A 20,556-nucleotide genomic window follows, 5' to 3' on the forward strand; every position below is an offset into this window, starting at 1 on the left:
GAGGCGGTTTTTTTGTGCTGACTGCGGGGATCTTCCATGAATGCGATTGCCAAGGCGATCGATGCCATCAACGAGGCGTTTGGGCGCATCATCGCACCGCTGATTGCCATCATTACCCTCATCGTTCTTTACGATATTGCCTCACGCTTTTTGTTTGGCCGGCCCAGCGACTGGGCGTTTGACGTTACCAAGATGCTGTTTGGTGCCCACTTTATGCTGATGGCAGCCTATGGCTTACGCCACCATGCGCATGTTGAAGTCGACGTTTTAAAGCGTCTGCTGTCGCGTAAGAAGCAGGCGGCACTTGAAGTACTGGGCTATCTAATTTTCTTTGTGCCTTTTATCTGGATGCTGATCACGCTGGGCTGGAGATTCTTTGAACGCGCCTGGAGCCGCGGTGAAACCACGTATGGCATGATCTCAATTCCCGTCTATCCGATCAAAGGGGTGATTGTGGTGGCCGCCGTGCTCATCCTGCTGCAGGCGACTGCCATTGTGCTGCGTGCCATCATGCAGCTTCGCGAGGAGACATCAGCATGAATTTAAGCCCTGAACTACTCACGCTGGTGATGTTTGGCGGCCTGCTGGTCGGGCTATTTATGGGACATCCACTAGCGTTCGTGCTTGGTGGCGTGGCCGTTATTGGCGCTTTTTTGGGCCCGGGTGAGCGCATACTTGGCACTCTAATCAACAATATCTTCGGTAATGCCATGGACAACTATGTGCTGGTGGCAATACCGCTGTTTATTTTGATGGCGAGGTTTTTAAACGACTCGGGCGTCACCGAGAAAATGTTTGACGCCATGCGCCTGCTACTCGCAAACCTACGCGGCGGCTTGGCACTAACCGTGGTCATTGTGTCGGTTCTGCTCGCAGCGACCACCGGGATTGTTGGCGCCTCTATTGCAGTAATGGGCATGATCGCCTTGGTGCCCATGCTTAAGTATGGCTACAACAAAGAACTTAGCGCGGGCGTTATTATGGCCAGCGGCTGCTTGGGCATATTGATTCCGCCTAGCATCATGCTGATTTTAATGGCGAGCTACTCACCGGTCTCGGTGGGCGCACTGTTCGCGGGCGCGCTAATCCCTGGTTTATTACTGGGGGTGATGTATGCACTTTACGTGCTGATCATCTGCTATTTTAAGCCGCACTATGGCCCCAAAGTACCGGCAGAAGAGCGCGCAGCAGTCAGCACAAAACAGCTACTTATAATGTTGGCAAAGTACGTGGTACCACCGATGTCATTAATTCTTGGGGTGCTAGGCGCTCTCTTTACCGGCATTGCCACAGCCACCGAGGCGTCGGCAATCGGTGTATTTATCGCCTTCATTCTGTTTTTGATCTTCGGTGATCGCAAAATATCCACCTGCTTTTGGACCATGGTGGAAGCCGGCAAAACCACCACCATGGTGATGCTGGTGCTGGTGGGTGCCACCGCCTTTACGGGTGTGTTCTCCCGCGGTGGCGGCATGACAGTGATCAGCGATTTAGTCATGGCGATGCCTGGTGGCACCGTTGGCGCGCTCATTCTTATGCTGTTACTGGTATTTATTTTGGGCATGTTTTTGGACTGGACTGGAATTGTGCTGCTGAGCTTCCCGATCATGCTACCCATTGTCGATGCAATGGGCGTGGATATGCTGTGGTTTGTGGTCATGGTGGCAGTCATACTCCAGACCTCGTTCCTCACTCCGCCCTTTGGCTACGCGCTGTTCTATTTAAAAGGCGTCGCACCGCCCGGGGTAGAAATCGTCGATCTGTATAAAGCAGTTGTGCCCTTCGTCGCGCTGATTCTCCTGGCCTGTTTACTCATGTCATTCTTCCCTTGGCTGATTACCGGGCTGCCTAGCATGATGCTGAGCTACTAGCCTGCCCGTTAACAAACGTGCATTTAAGAGCCCGCTTCGGCGGGCTTTATTGCGTCAAGGGTAGTTGGGAACGCTGCAGCCGCTAACGGCTAGTGCTACTATTCCCAGCCGTCAGTGATTCGCATTAGGCGACTGCTGGACTAATACTGCTATTGCAAGGAGTGTGCGCTTGTTCAGATCCGGCTATCGCGGGCTATTCGCTTTTTCCTCTTCGCTTAGCCATCGCGCCACTCCTTGGTCGATAGCACTGATCGCCGTTGCCTTCGTCGTTGCGCTGCCGGTACTGGTAGTGTTTGCTCATATTGTGATGCCCACCGATGGCGTTTGGCAGCACTTAGCCAGCACCGTGCTAGGCCGCTATCTCAACAACACTTTTTGGCTGGTGGTAACGGTCGGTCTGGGCACGTTAATTATCGGCACAGGCACTGCATGGCTGGTGGTTATGTGCCGCTTCCCCGGCAAGCGCTGGTTTGAATGGGCGCTGCTGCTGCCTCTGGCCGTACCCACCTATGTCATTGCCTACGCCTACACCGATTTTTTGCAGTTTGCGGGCCCCTTGCAAAGCATGCTGCGCGACATGTTTGGCTGGGGATATGGCGACTACTACTTTCCCAACGTGCGCTCGCTAGGCGGTGCGGCGACGGTGATTACGCTGGTGCTTTACCCTTACGTCTACCTATTGGCGCGCGCCTCTTTCTTAGAGCAATCGGTATGCGTACTGGATGTAGGTCGTACACTAGGGCGCGGCCCGTGGAAGCTGTTTGCGACCGTCGCGGTTCCGTTAGCACGCCCGGCGCTAGTGGGCGGGGTATCACTGGTGCTAATGGAAACGCTGAATGAATTCGGGGCAGTCCAATTCTTTGGAGTCGATACCTTTACCACCGGTATTTACCGCACCTGGTTTGGCATGGGCGAGCAGGTTGCCGCGGCTCAATTAGCGGCCTGTTTACTGACGTTTGTGATTATCCTGGTACTGCTGGAGCGCTGGTCGCGGGGCAAGCGGCGCTATTTTCATACCACCAATCGCTATCAGCAACTGCCCGAATATGCGCTGCGCGGCTGGGGAGCCCTGGGAGCGACGCTGGCATGTCTGCTGCCCGTACTGGTTGGCTTTTTACTGCCCAGCGGTATTTTGCTGAATTTAGCGTTAAACGGGGGTGATTCTCAGTGGAGCACACGTTTTATCGGCTACGCCTGGAATAGCTTAGGCCTGGCGACAGTGGCCGCGCTTATCGCCGTGGGCTTAGCCGTTGTGTTGAGCTATGGCGTGCGCATGCACGACACGGCGTTTGCACGCGTGGCGTCCCGGGTGGCCTCGATGGGCTACGCGATTCCTGGCTCCGTCATTGCCGTGGGTATTTTGATTCCCTTTACCTGGCTAGATAACGCTCTTAATACGTGGCTTCACAGCCACTACGGCTACATCATAGGCTTAGTATTTAGCGGGTCGGCGTTTATCTTGCTTTACGCCTACGTGGTACGCTTTTTAGCCGTTTCCTTCAATGCGGTTGAAGCGAGCCTGGGCAAGGTCACGCCTAGCATGGATGCAGCCTCACGCACCCTTGGCCAAACGGCTGGCGGCACGCTGCGGCATATCCATACACCAATGATGCGCAGCAGCCTGCTGGCGGCAGGTATTTTAGTCTTCGTGGATGTAATGAAGGAGCTGCCCGCGACGATTATTCTGCGCCCCTTCAACTTTGATACGCTGGCAGTCAGGGCACATAATCTAGCATCCGACGAGCGACTTGCCGAAGCATCGACGTCGTCGTTGGCGATTGTGGTGGTGGGTATCCTGCCGGTTATCCTGCTCAGCATGGCTATGCGCCGCTCACGCCCTGGCGCTAAGCACTGATTGCGATGCTTTAAGCCTTGAGCGGGAAAACAAATACTTGAGAAAGATCGAGGTGAATGTCCACCGGCTGCCCCTCCGCGGGTAGAAAAACCCCAGGTACTCTGGCGTGAAGGTGCGCCTCAAGGCCGCTGTCATCATGCGCGCACAAGTGCAAGAGACTCGTTCGCCCCAGCAGTTTCGACATCACCACATGGCTATGGCGATGTGCTTCAACGGGCAGATTTCGCTCAACAATGTGCAGCGCCTCGGGGCGTATCATGATCTGCACATCGCTGCCTTCAGTTAACCCATTGGCAGGCACCCGACCTACCGGAGTGCTCACGAAGCTATTGTGCACTCTGCCCTGCAGCTCATTCACATCACCAAAAAAGGTCACCACAAACGGATCTTGAGGCGTGCAATAAAGCGCTTGCGGTGTCCCCGTCTGCACAATCTGACCTTCGCGCATCAAGGCGATACGGTCTGCCATAAACATGGCCTCTTCGGGGTCATGGGTCACCAGCAACGTGGCCGCGCCCACTTTTTTCAACACATGCAGCGTATCGTCGCGAATACGGTCTCTTAGCCGCGCATCTAAACTTGAAAATGGCTCATCCAAGAGCATTAGGCGAGGCGATGGTGCCAGCGCCCTTGCCAGCGCTACCCGCTGCTGCTGCCCGCCGGAAAGCATGTGCGGATAGACATCAACATACTTCGCCATACCCAGCTGTTCGAGTAGCTGCGTGGCACGCTCACGGCGCTGTCGAGACGCCAAATGTTTCAGCCCAAAGGTCACGTTCTCCAGCACGCTGAGGTGTGGAAACAGCGCCGAGTCCTGAAACGCCAAGCCTACATTGCGCTTTTCCGGCGGCAAATGACGCTGGCCCGGCATAGCAATATAGGTATCGTCTAAAGTGACGCTGCCCTCTTGCAGTACTTCAAGCCCCGCAGCAATACGTAGCAACGTGGTTTTCCCGCACCCAGAAGGACCTAAAAGGCATACCACTTCACCCGGCGCGACGCTCAGGTCAACGCCTTTCACAACCGTATGGCCATCGTAAGCATGGCGCACATTGTGAAGGGTTAACGCTGTTGCGTTAGACGCGGGCTGGGTTACCTTCAGAGTTGCGGTCATAAATCATCGCTTTACAGGTGAGCACGTCGCGCCGATAAATGCCTAAACGCGGATTCAATACATTTGAAAGTTATTTGCATTCTATTTTTAATCACAACCAGATGCACGCTTCCGCTTTAATCAAGGCGTGACTGGCATTTCTCTTGACGGCGTTAGCTAGAAGCGCTTCAATGCAGCTCGACGCTAATGAAACTTATTATCATAAACATTTGGGATTCTTGGTGATGAAAAAAGTACGCCTAACGGCTTCCGTAGCCGCCATCATGGCTGGCTCTGCCTTTGCGAGTAGCGCTCTTGCTGACGCGGTCAACATTTACTCCGCTCGTCATTACGATTCTGATGAAATTCTTTATAAGGCGTTCACTGATGAGACCGGCATTGACGTAAACGTGCTGGAAGGTGACTCCGATCAGTTGATGGAGCGCATGCAGCGCGAAGGCATTGCCAGCCCTGCTGACGTAATGCTGACGGTTGATGCCGGCCGCCTATGGCGCGCCGAGGAAGATGGACTTTTCCAAAGCGTTGATTCTGACGTGCTCAATGAGCGTATCCCAGCGTCAATGCGTGATCCTGAAGGCTTATGGTTTGGTTTTAGCCAGCGTGCACGGGTGATTTTATACAACCGTGAAAACTTCGACCCCAGCCAGCTGGAAAGCTACGAAGACCTTGCTGACCCACAGTTTGCAGGCCAAGTGTGCATCCGCTCTTCAAACAATATTTACAACCAATCTCTGCTTGCCTCAATGATTGAGCACCACGGCGAAGAAGGTGCGCAAGAGTGGGCGCAGGGCGTTGTGAATAATATGGCGCGTACGCCCGAAGGCGGCGATACCGATCAGATTCTAGGCGTGGCCAGCGGCGAATGTACCCTAGCCGTGGCTAACCACTATTACTATGTGCGCCTGCTTCACTCCGATGACGAGGCAGAGCGCGATGCAGCCCGTAAAGTAGGGGTTATATTCCCTAATCAAAACGATCGCGGAACGCACATTAACGTGGGTGGTGCGGGCCTAGTGGCCAATGCCCAGAATCCTGAAAATGGCATTCGATTCTTAGAATTCCTCGCCTCTGATACTGCCCAGGAAGTACTTGCCGAGCGGAATTATGAGTTCCCGGTAGTGGCCGGCGTTAAAAAAGATCCGGTGCTCGAATCATGGGGCGACTTCAAAAAAGATGACCTGAACATGAGCGTGCTGGGTGAAAACAACCCAGAAGCCATCCGTATTTTTGATCGCGTCGGCTGGCGTTAAACGCTAAGCATAACGTTTATGCCCCCCCCGCAGCCTAGGCTGCGGGGGGGTTACGTTTAACGTCACATACGCATCACCTTAGTGTGCCTCATCCCAGTTAGCACCGCTTGCGGCTTCCACAATCAGCGCCACTTTTAGCTTGGCAGCACCCTGCATACGTGCTTGAACCTGCTCGATAAACGTATCGACATGCTGCTCAGCCACCTCAAACACCAGCTCATCGTGCACCTGCATCACCATCAGCGCATCAAACTCGCCTTCCGCTAACCACGCATCCACATCAATCATGGCCTGCTTGATAATATCGGCGGCTGTGCCCTGCATCGGCGCATTAATCGCGGTGCGCTCAGCGCCTTGGCGGCGATTACGGTTCTGTGAATGAATTTCCGGTAGATACAGCCGCCGACCCAGTACGGTTTCAACAAAGCCATCTTCAGCCGCCTGGGCGCGAATGCGCTCCATGTAACGCGCCACGCCAGGATAACGGTCGAAGTAGCGATCAATGTAGGTTTGGGCCTGATTGCGATCAATGTGCAGCTGGCGCGAAAGCCCCCAGGCACTCATCCCATAGATCAGCCCGAAGTTGATCGCCTTGGCGCTGCGTCGCTGGTCACCGGACACTTTCTCAAGCGAGGTACCGAAAACTTCCGCCGCCGTGGCGGTGTGGATATCGCGCCCTTCAGCAAATGCTTCCAGCAACCCTTTATCTTCTGAAAGGTGCGCCATAATGCGCAGCTCAATTTGCGAGTAGTCGGCGGCCACAATGCGATAGCCGGGCCGGGCAATGAACGCCTGGCGGATTTTGCGACCTTCTTCGGTACGAATGGGGATATTTTGTAAATTGGGGTCTGACGATGATAACCGCCCTGTCGCGGTAACCGCCTGATGATAGCTAGTATGTACTCGCCCGGTGGCTTTATTGAGCAGGCGAGGCAGCTTATCCGTGTAGGTGGATTTAAGCTTCGCCAAGCCTCGGTGTTGCATGATGACCTTGGGTAGCGGGTAATCCAGCGCCAGCTCCTCCAACACACCTTCAGCAGTCGAAGGTGCCCCTTTGGGTGTTTTCTTAAGCACCGGAATTTTCTGCTCTTCAAACAGAATCTGCCCCAGCTGCTTGGGGGAGCCCAGGTTAAATTCACGCCCGGCGAGCGCAAATGCTTCGCGCTCTAACTCGCCAATACGCTTTTCTAGCTGCTGGCTCTGTTTGTGCAGTAGCTCAGCATCCACGGCAACGCCATTACGCTCGATGCGAGAGAGTACTTTGATCAACGGCAGCTCAATATGATCTAGCACCGCTGCCAGGCGCCCTTCGTTTTCGACCTGAGGGCGTAGTGCCCCCTGAAGCCTTAACGTGATATCGACATCTTCGCAGGCGTAAGGCGCGGCCTGCTCCAAGGCAATTTGGTTAAAGGTCAGCTGTTTAGCGCCTTTACCGGCAATCTCTTCAAACGAGATGGTCTTTTCACCTAAATACTTCAGCGCCAGCGAATCCATATCATGGCGCGTGGCGGTGGAGTTGAGCACATAGGAAGCCAGCATGGTATCGGAAAAAGGGCCTGCCACAGAGATGGCGTAGTTGGCCAATACCGAAATATCGTACTTGAGGTTTTGGCCAATTTTGGTCTTTTCCGGGTCTTCCAGCAGCGGTTTTAGCGCCGCCAATACCGCTTTTCGATCAAGCTGTTGGGGGGCATCCAGATAGTCATGGGCAAGGGGGATATAGGCTGCCTCACCCGCTGCCAGTGCCAGCCCAACGCCAACAATTTCCGCATCCATATAGTTGAGGCTGGTGGTTTCCAGATCAAAACAGAAGCACTCTGCATTTTGCAGCCGCTCAAGCCAGCGCTCGAAGTCTGCCTGCTCCAGAATGATGTGATCTTCACGCACAGATGCTTGTACAGACGCGCGTGACACCTCGGACTCGCTATCCACTTCCCCCGCACTAGCGGACACAGGTTCGCCACCTTTAACGTCATCCACACCCTCGTCTTTTCCGTCCAGCAGTTCACCTAGCCATTGGCGGAACTCCATCTCTTTATATAGCGCAACCAGCGCTTCGCGGTCAGGATGGGCAATATCCAGATCATCCAAGCCCACCGGCAAATCGCAGTCGATTTTAATGGTGGCCAACTGATAGGAGAGAAACGCTTGATCGCGATGCTCTTCAAGCTTCTTGGGCAGGGTTTTCGCGCCCCGGAAGGTAAGCGTTTTGACGCGTTCCAAATCACCATAGATAGTCTCAAGCCCGCCCCCCATACCTTGCAGTAGCCCAATCGCTGTCTTTTCGCCCACACCGGGTACGCCGGGGATGTTATCGACCTTGTCACCCATCAGGGCGAGAAAATCGATAATCAGCGCAGGGGGCAAACCGAACTTCTCTTCTACCCCTGACTCGTCCAGGGTTTCATCCTTCATGGTATTCACCAGCGTGATATGGGCATTCACTAACTGCGCCATGTCCTTATCGCCCGTGGAGATCACCGCATCGCGCCCGGCCTGAGTGGCATAGTGAGCTAAGGTACCAATCACATCGTCTGCTTCCACGCCTTCAATGCACAGCAGCGTCAAGCCCAACGCCTTCACACAGGCGTGCAACGGGGCAATTTGACTGCGCAGGTCATCAGGCATTGGTGGCCGATGAGCCTTATAGTCGCTGTACATATCATCGCGGAAGGTTTTACCCGGGGCATCAAACACCACTGCCATGGGGCTTTGCGGATAATCTTTGATCAGCCGCTTGAGCATGTTCAACACACCTTTCACCGCCCCGGTAGGCTGACCACTAGAGGTCGTTAGCGGCGGCAGCGCATGAAATGCACGGTAAAGATACGAGGAGCCATCTACAAGGACGATCGGAGCGCGAGCCATAACCAAGTTCCATTATTGAAAAAAGTGCTAAAAAAATGCGTTAAAAAGAATTGCTAAAAGAATTCCCCCCATAATACGCGTTGCACAGACTACCTGCAGAGCCAATCCACCTCATCTCTATTTATAACGGTTACAACAACGCTGCCAACTGAGCTTTCAAGCCGCTACAATAGTGGGCTTAGCAACCTGGGCGAGACTCTCATGGCTGTATTTACCCCGCTTAGCGACGCACAGGTCGCCGCGTTTTTAGAAAAATTTGATGTTGGTAGTTTCGTTTCCTTACAGGGCGTGGCAGGCGGCACTGAAAACTCGACGTTTTTTGTGACCACCGAGCGCCGCGAACTGGTGCTCACTCTGTTCGAACAGGGTGAGCATGAAGAGCTGCCATTTTTTGTCGAACTGTTGGATTATTTAGACGAACACCGTTTACCGGTGCCTGGTACGATTCATGATCGTGAAGGCATTGCCCTTCATTGCCTTGAAGGCAAACCGGCCCTGTTATTTCCGCGCCTGCCTGGCCGCCATCCAGAAGCGCCTAATCTAGCCCAATGCCAAGCCTTGGGCGATACATTGGGTCGCCTGCACGTGGTGTCAAAGCACTTTCACGGTCACCGCCCGAACCCGCGCGACCTGACTTGGCTACAGGTGATGCACCACAAGGTGCTGAGCTATTTAAGCCCTGCGGATCAAACGTTGATGAAAAATGAAGTCGACGATTTTGAGAGCGCCTTTATTCAGCACGATGAGCTGCCTCAAGGCGCCCTGCATGGTGATCTATTTCGCGACAATACGCTCTTTGAGGGTGACCAGCTTGGCGGTATCATTGATTTTTACAACGGTTGTACCGGTGACTTGCTGTTTGACCTTGCGATAGTGATCAATGACTGGGCCTCTAACGAGGATGGTACGCTCAACGCAGAGCGCTACAATGCCTTATTGAACGCCTATCAAGCGCGCCGCCCGTTAACCACAGCGGAGCGAGAACTATGGCCTACCATGCTACGTATGACAGCGCTGCGCTATTGGCTGTCGCGTTTACTGGTGGTCTACGTTGACCCACCAGCCCACGATTTGACGCCTCATGATCCCGAGCGTTTTCGTACTATTTTACATGCGCGCATTGCCCATGGCGCACTGCCGCTGCCTGAGGTTTCTGGATGAGTGTGATGGCCACTACTAGCCCCGCGCTGCGCGCTCGGCGCACCTGGAATATCGATCAATGGGGCAGCGGCTATTTTGATGTCGACGACGCTGGCCAAGCCCTCGTACGCCCGCTGGGTAGCGATGCAGAAGGCCCCGCCCTGCCATTGAGCGGACTGGTTCGCCAACTGCAAAGTGCCGGGCTGCGCCTGCCGGTACTGGTGCGCTTTAGCGATATTCTTCACGATCGCGTTGAGCAGCTTTGCGGCGCGTTTGATTCTGCGATGAGCGATTGCGAGTACCAGGGCGGCTATACCGCGGTTTACCCTATTAAAGTGAACCAACAGCGTCGTGTGGTCGAAGAAATTTTAGCCACCGCCGAGCGCGGTAACGGCCGCGTGGGGCTGGAGGCAGGCAGCAAACCAGAGCTTCTAGCCGTACTGGCGCTTTCCGACGGTGGCTCCTCGCTGATTGTCTGCAACGGCTACAAAGATCGCGAATATGTACGTTTAGCGCTGCTGGGTGAAAAGCTTGGCCATAAGGTATATCTCGTGGTCGAAAAGCTTTCTGAGCTGCAGCTGATTTTAGAAGAGGCGCGTGAGCTGGAGGTGACGCCCCGTATCGGGCTGCGCGCACGCCTAGCCTCCGTTGGCAAAGGCAAATGGCAGAACACTGGCGGTGAAAAGTCAAAATTTGGACTGACCGCCAGCCAGATTCTTGACGTCGTAGACACCTTACGCCATCAGGATGCGCTGGAAAGCCTGCAGCTAGTGCACTTTCATCTGGGCTCTCAGATCGCCAATATTCGTGATATTCAACGCGGATTGCGCGAGTGCGCGCGCTTCTACCAAAACCTGATGGAACTAGGTGCGCCCATCGACACCGTGGACGTCGGCGGCGGCTTAGGCATCGACTACGAAGGCACGCGCTCGCGCAGCTTCTGCTCGGCCAACTACTCGATGCGCGAATACGCGCGTAACGTGGTGAGTGCTTTTGCTCAGCTCTGCCAAGAGTCGGGGCTGCCACAGCCTCATCTGATCAGTGAATCCGGCCGTGCGCTAACCGCCCACCACGCGGTGCTTATCACCAATGTCATTGGTGAAGAGCGTATAGACGACACGCTACCGGAGCGTCATGCCTCAGAGGAAAGCCAAGAAGATCCTCAAGTAGAGCTACTGTGGCGAGTGTTCGAGCAGTTAGCGACCACTCAAGAGCCGCGCATGCTGGTCGAAGCATGGCATGACCTGCTGCAAGCCGTGAGTGAACTGCAGGATCGCTTTGTGATGGGGCTAAGCAATATCACCGCTCGCGCTGAAGGCGAACGCGTTTACATGGCGGCCTGCGCGCGGCTGCGTACCCAGCTTGATACCCGCAATCGCGCCCATCGCGAAATCATGGATGAGCTGGCGGAAAAGCTCGCCGACAAGCTGTTTGTTAACTTCTCGCTTTTCCAGTCGGTACCTGATGTTTGGGGCATTGAGCAGATTTTCCCGGTGCTCCCCCTCAGCGGGCTGGACCAAGCGCCCACTCGCCGAGCCGTCATTCAAGATATCACCTGCGATTCCGACGGCCGAATCGACAGCTACGTTGACGGCCAGGGGGTAGAAAGCACGCTGCCACTGCCAGAGTGGACGTCGGATGACGAGCGCTGGCTTGGTTTCTTCTTGGTGGGTGCCTACCAGGAAATTCTCGGCGACCTGCATAACCTGTTTGGCGACACCGACTCTGTCGATGCCGCGCTCAATGCAGACGGCGAATGGATGCTTTCGAACCCGCAGGCAGGTGACTCGGTCGCAGACGTGCTGGCGTACGTAAACTTCAATGCCAATGTGCTCAAGCAAAAGCTAACCGACCAGCTCGCAGCTAGCGGCTTTTCTGCCGATGAGCAGGCGCACTTTGCGGCGAGCTTAAGCGAAGGCCTTGAGGGATACACCTATCTTGAATAGATCGCTGTAAATAAGCGGTTTACAACGTTCCAAACGAGCAACGCCACCCTAATCCAGGGTGGCGTTGCTATTGGGCTTAGCTGTAGCGTTTATTCAATCACTGATTACTCAACAACGCTGGTTTCGATTTCCAAACCACCGGTCAACGTAAAGCGCAACGATGAGCCACGCACCAACTCACCGACGCCTGACGGCGTGCCGGTCAAAATGACATCGCCTGGCTCTAGGGTAAAGTGACGGCTCATTTCTGCAACCAGCGTGGGAACGGCGAAAATCATATCGGCGCCTTCACCGTGCTGGCGTTCTTCCCCGTCAATTTCAAGCGTAAATCGCAGCGCGTTCCAGTTGGGAACGCGGCTTAGCGGCAAAAAAGGCGACAGCGGGCAAGCGCCATCGAAGGCCTTGGCAATTTCCCAAGGATGCCCCTTCTCTTTAAGCTTTGCCTGAACATCACGCAGCGTCAGGTCCATCGCCAAACCAATCCCCACGATGGCGCGCTCGGCTTCATCTTGAGTAGCATGGGTTAACGTTTCGCCTACCAGCAGCGCAAGCTCTGCTTCATAATGGACGTCGCCACGTGAAAAAGGCGGATCTAGCGGCTTGGTTAAATCCACCACGCTGGTCGACGGCTTAATAAACAGCAGAGGCTCAGTGGGAATAGGATTATCTAATTCTTTCGCGTGTGCGGCATAATTACGGCCGATGCAGATGACTTTGCCCAGCGCGTGGGGAAATTCCTGACCATCTGTAAACTGTAGAACAAAACTCATGGCGGGTATTCTCCTTCTCATTATGCGTGTCGCTTTCGTAACGACAGGCGCAACAGTTTACCCCACCTATACTAAGGTTCCACACCCTTCAGCCATGAATTTATCCTCCCTACGACTATTATCGATGTTGCTGCGCCTGCTTACTCGGGTTGTGGGCCAGAAAATCCGGGCGCTGCTTAGCCGCCGCATAAGGTTCACCACAGCAATTATCGGAACGATTAAACACAAAGAACACGTTGCTACGCGGGTCTGGCGACAGATTAGCATTCGAGGCATGCAGAGTAATAAGCCACCGGCTTTACCCTTGGGTGCTTCAATACCGTGTTCAGCCACTCACTCAGTGAAAGCGCTTCAGGGCTCGCCCCCCCCCACTTCCTGGGCTTTCAGTGAGCTTTTATGGTTATCTTCCGGCGTCTCCCCCTGGCATGGCAAAAACTTATTGAGTGAGCCAGGGATCAGCATTAATGGGCCGTTGAACTCATGGTTGTTGGTCAGAATCAGCGATGCACTAACCACATGCATCGCGGGCATGCCATCTTCAGAGTGCCACGTCTCGAAATCGGAGTGCCAGTTAAAGCCTTTACCGGCAAACCCCGGTTTATAATTGATTCGAGACTGATGCACATAAGGGTCGTCGCCAATAATTTGGCGCACTGCGCCCGCGACCCGCTCATCGCTCGCCAGCTTACCTAAGCGCTCAGACAGGAAATGTACCGCAAACAGTGAACAAATTTCCTGGCTCGCTGGCTCAGTAATGAAGTCCTCATTACGATAGTCATCGTTACTCATTAGCACCTGCATTTTCCGGCGCAGTTCATCAAGCTCAGTACCTTCAATGAGATTAGGGATGAATAAAAAACCTTTACGCTCGAACTCATCGAGCTGTGCCTGACTTAAGGGGCCAGGCAACTGGTGCCCCTTAACGACCGCATCTTGGCGCGGCTGCAGCGCTTCTCGGGCATATAAGCCAAGCGCGACGGGTAAGGATCTTGTGCCTGTGTGCGTTCAGCCTGTTTGCCGTGAACATTAGGTGTATCGGCCATTTCGCTATAGAGCTTATGGGCGGTTACAGAATTTAGCGGTGTGCTTTTGACTGTCATCTAATCCACTCCTTGTATGATTAGGTTACAGATCGAACTCTTTACATATTTATAAATGCACAATTAAGATACTCTACAGAGGGCAGCCTAGTTGACTAAAGTTTCCTCGCAAGGAGCGGTTACCGGTTTGATAATGTAGGTTACATGAAAAAAACTGAAGGATGCTTTTTTAAGCAACATCCAGACTATTAAGCGCTACTGAAGTAATTTTATTTAACGAAAATGGTAATAACCTTTGTAAATAATTGAACAAGGAATAACACATTGAAACACCCATTAGCGCGTTACTGGTTGACCGGCACGCTACTAATAACGGCAGGCTGCACAGCTGCGATGAATACTCAGCCACCTGCCACAATGCCTAATGAATCGTTGATCAATACGTATTGGAAGCTTGCCACGTTAGGCGACCAGTCTGTCGTGACGCGAGAGAATGTCCGTGAAGCCCACCTGGTTCTTCACCAAGATGCTTCGCGTCTGGCGGGTGCTACCGGCTGCAATACGCTGATGGGCAGTTACCATCTTGAGAATAAGCACATCACATTCAGCCAAATCGCCACCACCATGATGGCCTGCCCCGCACAGCAAATGGAAACCGAGCACGCTTTATTGGTCGCTCTCAGGCAGGTTGTGGAGTGGGAGGTGAATGGAAATAAGTTGATACTATTCGGAGATAGTGACGAACAGCTTGCCAGCTTTGAAGCAGTGCATCTTTTTTAACAACAACTTCATTACATTAGGGACAATATAATTATATTAAAAACAAGCCTATTAACATGATGGACATGGATAAAAGAGGTGCCTTATAGAAGTCTTAAATACAAAAAAGCCATTTTTTTTCAGATAGCACTTTTGAACTCTCTAATGCTTTTCTTTTATCCATTTTAAGTGTTGGACACTAGGAACCGAACCCAGGAGCTATTGATTACGAATAAAGATATTTATCAAATTAATCAAGTAGCTATAGAGATTACATCAAAGCGGTGAACCCCGTTTTTTGAAGCATGGCTTTCCTGGCGATTCATTCGCACCGACATATGGACGACAGCTTCCCCACTGACGCTATTCTCATTTGGCTTAAATGTTGCGACAAATCAACCACCATCATTAATAATCGCCAACACGACAATTGCTTGTAGCTACTTTTCCTTATTTATTGATGTATTCGAGATAAACAGCCAAATTTTTGGCATAAGAAGAAGATAGGATCCACAAACCCGAGAGACCGCTACCTGCAGGCGCCATTACACTAAAACAGGGGAAAAACGCGCCGTTATCATCTCTGCGCCTTTCATCGCTTATGCCTTTCTACTCAATGTAGAGCGATGGGCACTGCTATGATTTGGCCTCGCTTGGCTCTATAGCTATACTGGCTGTCGTAGACATTGGTGACTCAAGTGTTTATTGGTCAGTATTGGCATACAAACCCAGCTTCCAGCCGCCATCATCGCAGGCGTACCTCTGCTAGATATTGGAGTGTGGCTACTTAACATATTTATAATGATGACATTGCTCTTCGGGATTCAGGATTTCCGCGATGTTGAAGGGGACAGAAGAGTTGGCAGGGTAACGCTACCCATTCGGATCGGTGCCCGCAGACCACGCCTAAGCATTGCTCAGGTCTGTCTTGTCTATCTTCTTATAGCCCACGTCGCGATATTTAATCGTCCACCTGGCGCTCCACTCCCACTCGCGAGTCTTGGTTTCGAGCTGACTAGCGCTGCCCTCCTTTTGTGAATCGTTGTCCGTATGTTCAGAAGAAACCCATCGCGCGATCACGATCACCTGTCGTTCCGGCTAGTGGAATACTGGTACACCGTTATTTGTGCATCCTTCATAACCTACTCATTCTAAGGAAACTCCATGGAACAAGTTGTGCTGTTGAATGAAAGCCTTGCCCCCTGTGGCGTAATGCCTAAAAGCAAAGTACATACCACGAATACACCCTTACACTTGGCGTTTTCCTGCTACCTGCTGAATGACAAGAACGAGCTACTGATGACCCGTAGATCACTAAACAAGAAAGCATGGCCGGGGGTGTGGAGTAACTCATTTTGTGGCCACCCATTGCCAGATGAATCGCTATCTTCAGCGGTGCATCGGCGTGGCCAATGGGAACTAGGCATAGACGCTCAAGATATTCAGCTTATCGACAACTCTTTCAGATATGAAGCGACAGATACAAACGGCATAAAAGAGAATGAGTATTGCCCTGTTTTTATTGCAAAAACCAGTACAACACCCGTACTCAATCCTGATGAAGCAATGGACTACCAGTGGGTTCATTACAGGCTGGTACTGGAACTCGTAGCGCATGCGCCAAGACTAATCAGCCCATGGATGTCCATGCAGTTAAAGAACAGTCATTTACAGTTATACATACGTTAGATGCACAATGAGTCGGCGCGTGGATTATGCAGGCGTTTCATCCTCGGCAATCCTCCCGCCCAGTCGCGGCGCGGCTGTGTCGGACGCAATGGTGAATCGCCCCGAGTATTCTAGACACCCTTAGCGTGAGGCTTCGACGTGTCCGGAAATCTGGGGCACTCCAAATCTTAAATTACTGCCCGGGACTAGTTGACCACTACAGTCTATCAGTGACTTACTGATCGTCTTTTCCGTTTCCTGAAGGAAATCCTTGTGACACTCCTGGGTCAAGTCCGGGGTTATGCTCGCCGGCTGATCTCGCTAAAAAAGTAGCAAATCCAAAATAAACTTAACTATAAATCATCCTAATTAGATAAAATATCCTTATGACACAACGCCTTATCAAGTCACATTTTTCATCTTCCCTTCACCCTAGCTTCTGCACTCCCTTAGCTAATTTCTGGCCTTGGCCGATGCATTGGCGTGATGTTCACCTTGTCGCATACCGCTTTGCCCCCCAGGATTTCAGTGTGCAAGACCCGGAAGCGTGCAACATAACAATGCCACCGACGTTGCAGTCGGCTGCCCGAAAGCGTCAAGCCGAATTCCTCGCTGGAAGGCTCTGTGCTCGCGGGGCGCTGCATAAATTCGACCCATCGCTTGCCGCACCTGGTATCGATATTGATGGTGCCCCATTCTGGCCGGACAGCTACGTAGGCTCCATTAGTCACAGCAATGGGTACGCGGCGGCGATAGCCGCCCCGCGGCAACGTTATATGGGGATAGGAATCGATATAGAGAGGAAACTGACCCTATTGGAAGCTTCAGAAATCAGTTATGAAATTTTAACCACCAGCGAACGACGACACCTGGGGAAGAGCAAAACAGATAGCTCAGAAGCTTTTATTGCATCAGCATTTTCTCTCAAAGAAAGTCTTTTCAAGGCGCTCTATCCATCAATAAAACAGCGGCTTGACTTCAAGGAGATGGAAATCACACACTGGGACCGAAGCGGTCAGGCCAGCTTACGCGTCAACCCCGGCCAGGGGCTTCAGTGGCTGTCCCCTTATCGATTTGATGCCTATTTTAATTGGGTCAATGACCTGATTTTTAGCGTCGTTGCCATTGAAAAAATTCCGAGTGCGCCATCCTGAATATCTCAGATTTTTGAGGGCATATTGCAACGAAATATCTCACTCGACAAGGAAGGTTCTTGCGAGCTTTCTTGCAGTGCTCGGTAACATACCGAACTGTCGTACAAAAGCCGCGCTGAAGTGGCTTAGATTATGATATCCCACTGACGCCCCGATTTCCGTGATACTCATCTCTCCTTCATGCACCCGTTCCCAGGCTATTCGCATACGCTCTTTTTGATAAAACGTGTGGATAGGAAAACCGTACAAAACCTTGAAGCCGCGTTTCAGTTTTAGTGTATTGATTCCGCTGGCACGTGCGAGTTCGGCAGTCGTAGGGGGGCTGGCAATATCGCTCAACAATAATTCCCTTGCGTGCCGTAGGCGCTCTTTATCCGCCTTACTGATAGCAGCACAGGATTGCTGTCGCAATAGGAAACAACCCAACAACTCCAAGCTCTTGGCTTCACATAATAACTTGGCCGGACTTGTTGAGAGAAGCAGTTGGTCCAATTCGTGCGCCGTTCGCAGGGTCTGTGAGTCACAAGGGGCAATATGCAATCCGGCATGTCGGTGCAGCCTCTCGAAGAACCTTTCACCATCATCACCTGCAAGCGTACGCAAGGTATCGGGGCTGAACATCAAGCCAACATGATGTGCCTTACCCTGGACGCGAGTTTCTATTGGAATGCCGGGCAGATACCCGGCAACTGAATCTAATCCATTGATAGTTCTTGCCACCCCGCCGGCGCGGATTTCCACGCCATCACACAGCCACACGCTGAGATGAATGCGAGGATCCGAATCGCACACGGTGATATCAACCGGGCCAATATAGTCACGGCGGCTCGCAAAGCTCTGCAGTCCCGAATCGCTCATATAGGCCCCCATTTTTTGAGGTGTGCCCGGCCATATCCGTTTTTTCCCCAAGAAGTCCACCGGCGACAAACCCGTAAGGTCGACAACTCTCAATTCAGACATCAAGGAAATCCTGGTGAGTAAAATACCGATGAGGGCATTTAAGTGGCTGCTTGGAGTAGAACTATAAATGAGAATCAATATTATGCAAGGTATTGTTGGCCTTTACCCTCCAGGATCCCACCATGCGCCGTACCCCACTCTCCAGAGCCCTGCTGATCGTTGCCCACTGTATCCCCAGTCTTGCCCTAGCCCAGAACGTGAATGATTCTGCAGAGCGAGACGCCCCCGCGGTATTGCCGGTACTGAACGTGACGGCATCCAAGCAGGGGACTACCAGATTCGACACACCTAACGGTGTTAGCATTATCGACAGCGGCCCGCTCGAAACCTATCGCTACGAGAATATGGGCGATATTGCCGTACGTACGCCGAATACTTATCTCACTGCGTATGCGCCAAGCACACCCCAATTGACTATTCGCGGCCTGGGGTTTTCAGACGACGAATCCGATAGCACCAGCACCAGCACTTTCATTGACGGCATTCCCGTCACAGGGATGGCGCTCGGCCAGCCTTTCGATCTGGAGCAAGTTGAAATTCTGCGCGGTCCACAGAGCACTTTGTATGGGCAAGGCAGCATGGGGGGGGTCGTCGCACTACGCAGCCGGGATCCAGGATTCGAGGCGGGAGGGCATCTCCAACTGGACTATGGAAGCTATCAGCGCCAACGTGTCGAAGTCGCCGGCGACCTCCCTCTCAGTGATCGCACCACCGTGCGCGTGGTCGCCGGTGGAGAGGAGTCCGACGGCTACACCGAAAATGCGCGACTGAATAACGAGGGCGCCGATTGGCGCAGTGGCTTTGGACGAATCAAGCTGCTACACATCGATGACAATGATGGTGAATGGCGTTTGGGGCTGCATCATTTTCAGAGTCGCGGCGGCAATGACTACTTTACTGCTCAATCATTGGCAAGCCATCATCAGTCGGATAACACCACACCGGGTCGTAATGATATCGAGTACACGCTAGTGTCGGGAGAATATCGCCGAAAGCTCGATAATGATCGCAATCTTGTGGTGCTATTAGGTGGAAGTCAGAGCAACTGGAATTACTGGATGCCGGACTCAGCCTTGGGCGCCAAAAACGGTTTTGATGCGAAGACACGCCAGTTCAGCGCCGAATCGCGTCTCTCGGGCGTTGCTGGCGATTTCGACTGGCTGGTGGGTGGCTATGCGTCCCATCTCGAACGCGAAGCTCCCTACTTGTACGACATGGGTCCAGCATTCGTTAGCTCCACCACGGCGGATGTGACAGGCAATACCGCAGCAGGTTTCGGGGAGCTGGGCTGGCACCTCCAGCCGGAATGGCGCATCGCTGCCGCGCTACGCGCAGAGCATAATCGACGAGAGATGGGCTGGACGAGTCTACAAGCCGGTGACGGATTCTCTCAACAGCAACGCCTCGATAATCTCGAGGTTCGTGACACCGTTGTCCTACCCCGACTGACCCTCGAATACCAGCCTGATGATCGTCATTATTCCTGGCTAACCCTGGCTCGAGGCTACAAGGCTTCTGGATTCAACGTTTATGCCACTGATGCCGACTCTGCGAGTCAATCCTATGCACCAGAGTATGGCAACTACGCCGAGCTCGGCTATCGACTACGTGACGCCAAGGGGGTCTGGGAAGTTGAGGGTAACGTGTTCTATACCCGACTACGCGACCAGCAGGTCGTGCTCATTGGCGACCAGAACCAAAGTCTGACTGACAACGCGGGGAAGTCGCATAATGCTGGCGTGGAGCTTAGCGCCACGTTACGCCCCTGGGACTCCGTAGAACTCCAGGCATTTGCGGCCTGGGTGGAAGCCGAGTACGACGAGTACGCAACGGGCGGCATTGACTACGCCGGCACTCAGTTCCCTAATGCACCACGTAACAGCCAGGGCATCTCGGCGCGCTGGGAGCCTAGTGATCATTGGTCATTGGGGCTCTCCGCAGTCCGGCAGGCTCAGTCCTTCCTCTACCCCGATAGCCATCATACCAACGATGCCTTCACCCTGATCGATGCCAACGTGGGTTATCGCTTCGATAACTGGGCTGTCGGCCTTTATGGAAAAAATCTTTCGGACGAGACATATTTTACCCGTGCCCTCAGCGATACCTTCGTGGCCGGCGCTCCACGAACCGTTGGCATCAGCCTGAGCATGGACTTCTAATA

The 20,556-nt window shown here is 53.0% G+C and carries 15 protein-coding genes and 1 pseudogene; 11 read left to right on the forward strand and 5 right to left on the reverse strand.

Annotation, left to right across the window (positions count from 1 at the left end; genetic code table 11):
- Positions 1-36: 36 nt before the first annotated feature.
- The 3 genes from ACT3RP_RS17390 to ACT3RP_RS17400 all read left to right on the forward strand — a co-directional run bounded on the left by ACT3RP_RS17390 (position 37) and on the right by ACT3RP_RS17400 (position 3,726).
- Positions 37-540 carry a TRAP transporter small permease subunit gene (locus ACT3RP_RS17390; protein WP_441669251.1) on the forward strand — a complete coding sequence of 168 codons (504 nt, stop codon included), beginning with the start codon at positions 37-39 and terminating at the stop codon, positions 538-540.
- Entirely contained in the window at positions 537-1,871 is a 1,335-nt protein-coding gene (locus ACT3RP_RS17395; protein ID WP_441669249.1) for a TRAP transporter large permease, read from the forward strand. Before ACT3RP_RS17390 ends, ACT3RP_RS17395 begins: the two co-directional genes overlap by 4 nt.
- Before the next feature lie 169 nt (positions 1,872-2,040).
- Positions 2,041-3,726 (forward strand): ABC transporter permease, encoded by a 1,686-nt coding sequence (locus ACT3RP_RS17400; RefSeq protein WP_441669247.1) that lies wholly within the window; start codon positions 2,041-2,043, stop codon positions 3,724-3,726.
- A gap of 10 nt (positions 3,727-3,736) precedes the next feature.
- On the opposite strand, the gene ACT3RP_RS17405 is transcribed toward ACT3RP_RS17400, so the two are convergent.
- Positions 3,737-4,840 carry an ABC transporter ATP-binding protein gene (locus ACT3RP_RS17405; RefSeq protein ID WP_442352059.1) on the reverse strand — a complete coding sequence of 368 codons (1,104 nt, stop codon included), beginning with the start codon at positions 4,838-4,840 and terminating at the stop codon, positions 3,737-3,739.
- A 224-nt stretch (positions 4,841-5,064) separates the two neighbouring features.
- On the opposite strand from ACT3RP_RS17405, the gene ACT3RP_RS17410 reads away from it, so the two are divergent.
- Complete coding sequence (locus tag ACT3RP_RS17410; RefSeq protein WP_442352058.1) at positions 5,065-6,090, forward strand: Fe(3+) ABC transporter substrate-binding protein; 1,026 nt, start codon at positions 5,065-5,067, stop codon at positions 6,088-6,090.
- Between the two features lie 78 nt (positions 6,091-6,168).
- Here ACT3RP_RS17410 and polA read toward each other — a convergent pair whose 3' ends face one another.
- Positions 6,169-8,958: a DNA polymerase I gene (gene polA, locus ACT3RP_RS17415; protein WP_442352057.1), complete on the reverse strand. Its 2,790-nt coding sequence runs from the start codon at positions 8,956-8,958 to the stop codon at positions 6,169-6,171.
- Positions 8,959-9,159: 201 nt separating this feature from the next.
- Between polA and ACT3RP_RS17420 the strand changes: the two genes are divergently transcribed.
- Together ACT3RP_RS17420 and speA are read left to right on the forward strand one after the other, a co-directional pair.
- Complete coding sequence (locus tag ACT3RP_RS17420; protein WP_096278079.1) at positions 9,160-10,119, forward strand: homoserine kinase; 960 nt, start codon at positions 9,160-9,162, stop codon at positions 10,117-10,119.
- Positions 10,116-12,044, forward strand: coding sequence for a biosynthetic arginine decarboxylase (speA, locus tag ACT3RP_RS17425; RefSeq protein WP_096278076.1), 1,929 nt, complete (start codon positions 10,116-10,118; stop codon positions 12,042-12,044). The genes ACT3RP_RS17420 and speA overlap by 4 nt, the downstream gene beginning before the upstream one ends.
- Before the next feature lie 104 nt (positions 12,045-12,148).
- Here the strand turns inward: speA and ACT3RP_RS17430 are convergent, their stop codons facing one another.
- Both ACT3RP_RS17430 and ACT3RP_RS17435 read right to left on the reverse strand, forming a co-directional pair.
- Entirely contained in the window at positions 12,149-12,814 is a 666-nt protein-coding gene (locus ACT3RP_RS17430; protein WP_096278074.1) for a fumarylacetoacetate hydrolase family protein, read from the reverse strand.
- Positions 12,815-12,932: 118 nt separating this feature from the next.
- Positions 12,933-13,914 (reverse strand): annotated as a pseudogene (locus ACT3RP_RS17435) (phytanoyl-CoA dioxygenase family protein).
- Positions 13,915-14,178: 264 nt separating this feature from the next.
- Here ACT3RP_RS17435 and ACT3RP_RS17440 point away from each other — a divergent pair.
- The 4 genes from ACT3RP_RS17440 (at position 14,179) to ACT3RP_RS17455 (ending at position 17,435) form a co-directional block, all read left to right on the forward strand.
- Positions 14,179-14,634, forward strand: a complete 456-nt coding sequence (locus ACT3RP_RS17440; protein WP_096278072.1) for an META domain-containing protein — start codon at positions 14,179-14,181, stop codon at positions 14,632-14,634.
- Between the two features lie 684 nt (positions 14,635-15,318).
- Positions 15,319-15,651 carry a UbiA family prenyltransferase gene (locus tag ACT3RP_RS17445; protein ID WP_096278070.1) on the forward strand — a complete coding sequence of 111 codons (333 nt, stop codon included), beginning with the start codon at positions 15,319-15,321 and terminating at the stop codon, positions 15,649-15,651.
- Between the two features lie 126 nt (positions 15,652-15,777).
- The gene (gene idi, locus ACT3RP_RS17450) at positions 15,778-16,302 is read left to right on the forward strand and encodes an isopentenyl-diphosphate Delta-isomerase (RefSeq protein WP_096278068.1); all 525 of its coding nucleotides are present in this window, start codon (positions 15,778-15,780) and stop codon (positions 16,300-16,302) included.
- Between the two features lie 509 nt (positions 16,303-16,811).
- Complete coding sequence (locus ACT3RP_RS17455) at positions 16,812-17,435, forward strand: 4'-phosphopantetheinyl transferase family protein (RefSeq protein ID WP_176483370.1); 624 nt, start codon at positions 16,812-16,814, stop codon at positions 17,433-17,435.
- Between the two features lie 39 nt (positions 17,436-17,474).
- Here ACT3RP_RS17455 and ACT3RP_RS17460 read toward each other — a convergent pair whose 3' ends face one another.
- Positions 17,475-18,395, reverse strand: coding sequence for a helix-turn-helix domain-containing protein (locus tag ACT3RP_RS17460; RefSeq protein WP_096278064.1), 921 nt, complete (start codon positions 18,393-18,395; stop codon positions 17,475-17,477).
- 122 nt (positions 18,396-18,517) lie between these two features.
- Here ACT3RP_RS17460 and ACT3RP_RS17465 point away from each other — a divergent pair, with 122 nt between their 5' ends.
- On the forward strand, positions 18,518-20,554 hold the full coding sequence (locus ACT3RP_RS17465; protein WP_096278062.1) for a TonB-dependent receptor: 2,037 nt from the start codon (positions 18,518-18,520) through the stop codon (positions 20,552-20,554).
- The last annotated feature ends 2 nt before the right edge of the window (positions 20,555-20,556 follow it).

Origin of the sequence: Halomonas sp. AOP5-B2-8 (assembly GCF_052376475.1) — a bacterium.
GTDB lineage: Bacteria > Pseudomonadota > Gammaproteobacteria > Pseudomonadales > Halomonadaceae > Vreelandella > Vreelandella casei.

Coding starts and splice junctions, on each gene's coding strand:
- ACT3RP_RS17390 (WP_441669251.1), top strand. CDS start 37: ATGAATGCGATTGCCAAGGCGATCGATGCCATCAACGAGGCGTTTGGG.
- ACT3RP_RS17395 (WP_441669249.1), top strand. CDS start 537: ATGAATTTAAGCCCTGAACTACTCACGCTGGTGATGTTTGGCGGCCTG.
- ACT3RP_RS17405 (WP_442352059.1), bottom strand. CDS start 4,840: ATGACCGCAACTCTGAAGGTAACCCAGCCCGCGTCTAACGCAACAGCG.
- ACT3RP_RS17410 (WP_442352058.1), top strand. CDS start 5,065: ATGAAAAAAGTACGCCTAACGGCTTCCGTAGCCGCCATCATGGCTGGC.
- polA (WP_442352057.1), bottom strand. CDS start 8,958: ATGGCTCGCGCTCCGATCGTCCTTGTAGATGGCTCCTCGTATCTTTAC.
- ACT3RP_RS17420 (WP_096278079.1), top strand. CDS start 9,160: ATGGCTGTATTTACCCCGCTTAGCGACGCACAGGTCGCCGCGTTTTTA.
- speA (WP_096278076.1), top strand. CDS start 10,116: ATGAGTGTGATGGCCACTACTAGCCCCGCGCTGCGCGCTCGGCGCACC.
- ACT3RP_RS17430 (WP_096278074.1), bottom strand. CDS start 12,814: ATGAGTTTTGTTCTACAGTTTACAGATGGTCAGGAATTTCCCCACGCG.
- idi (WP_096278068.1), top strand. CDS start 15,778: ATGGAACAAGTTGTGCTGTTGAATGAAAGCCTTGCCCCCTGTGGCGTA.
- ACT3RP_RS17460 (WP_096278064.1), bottom strand. CDS start 18,395: ATGTCTGAATTGAGAGTTGTCGACCTTACGGGTTTGTCGCCGGTGGAC.
- ACT3RP_RS17465 (WP_096278062.1), top strand. CDS start 18,518: ATGCGCCGTACCCCACTCTCCAGAGCCCTGCTGATCGTTGCCCACTGT.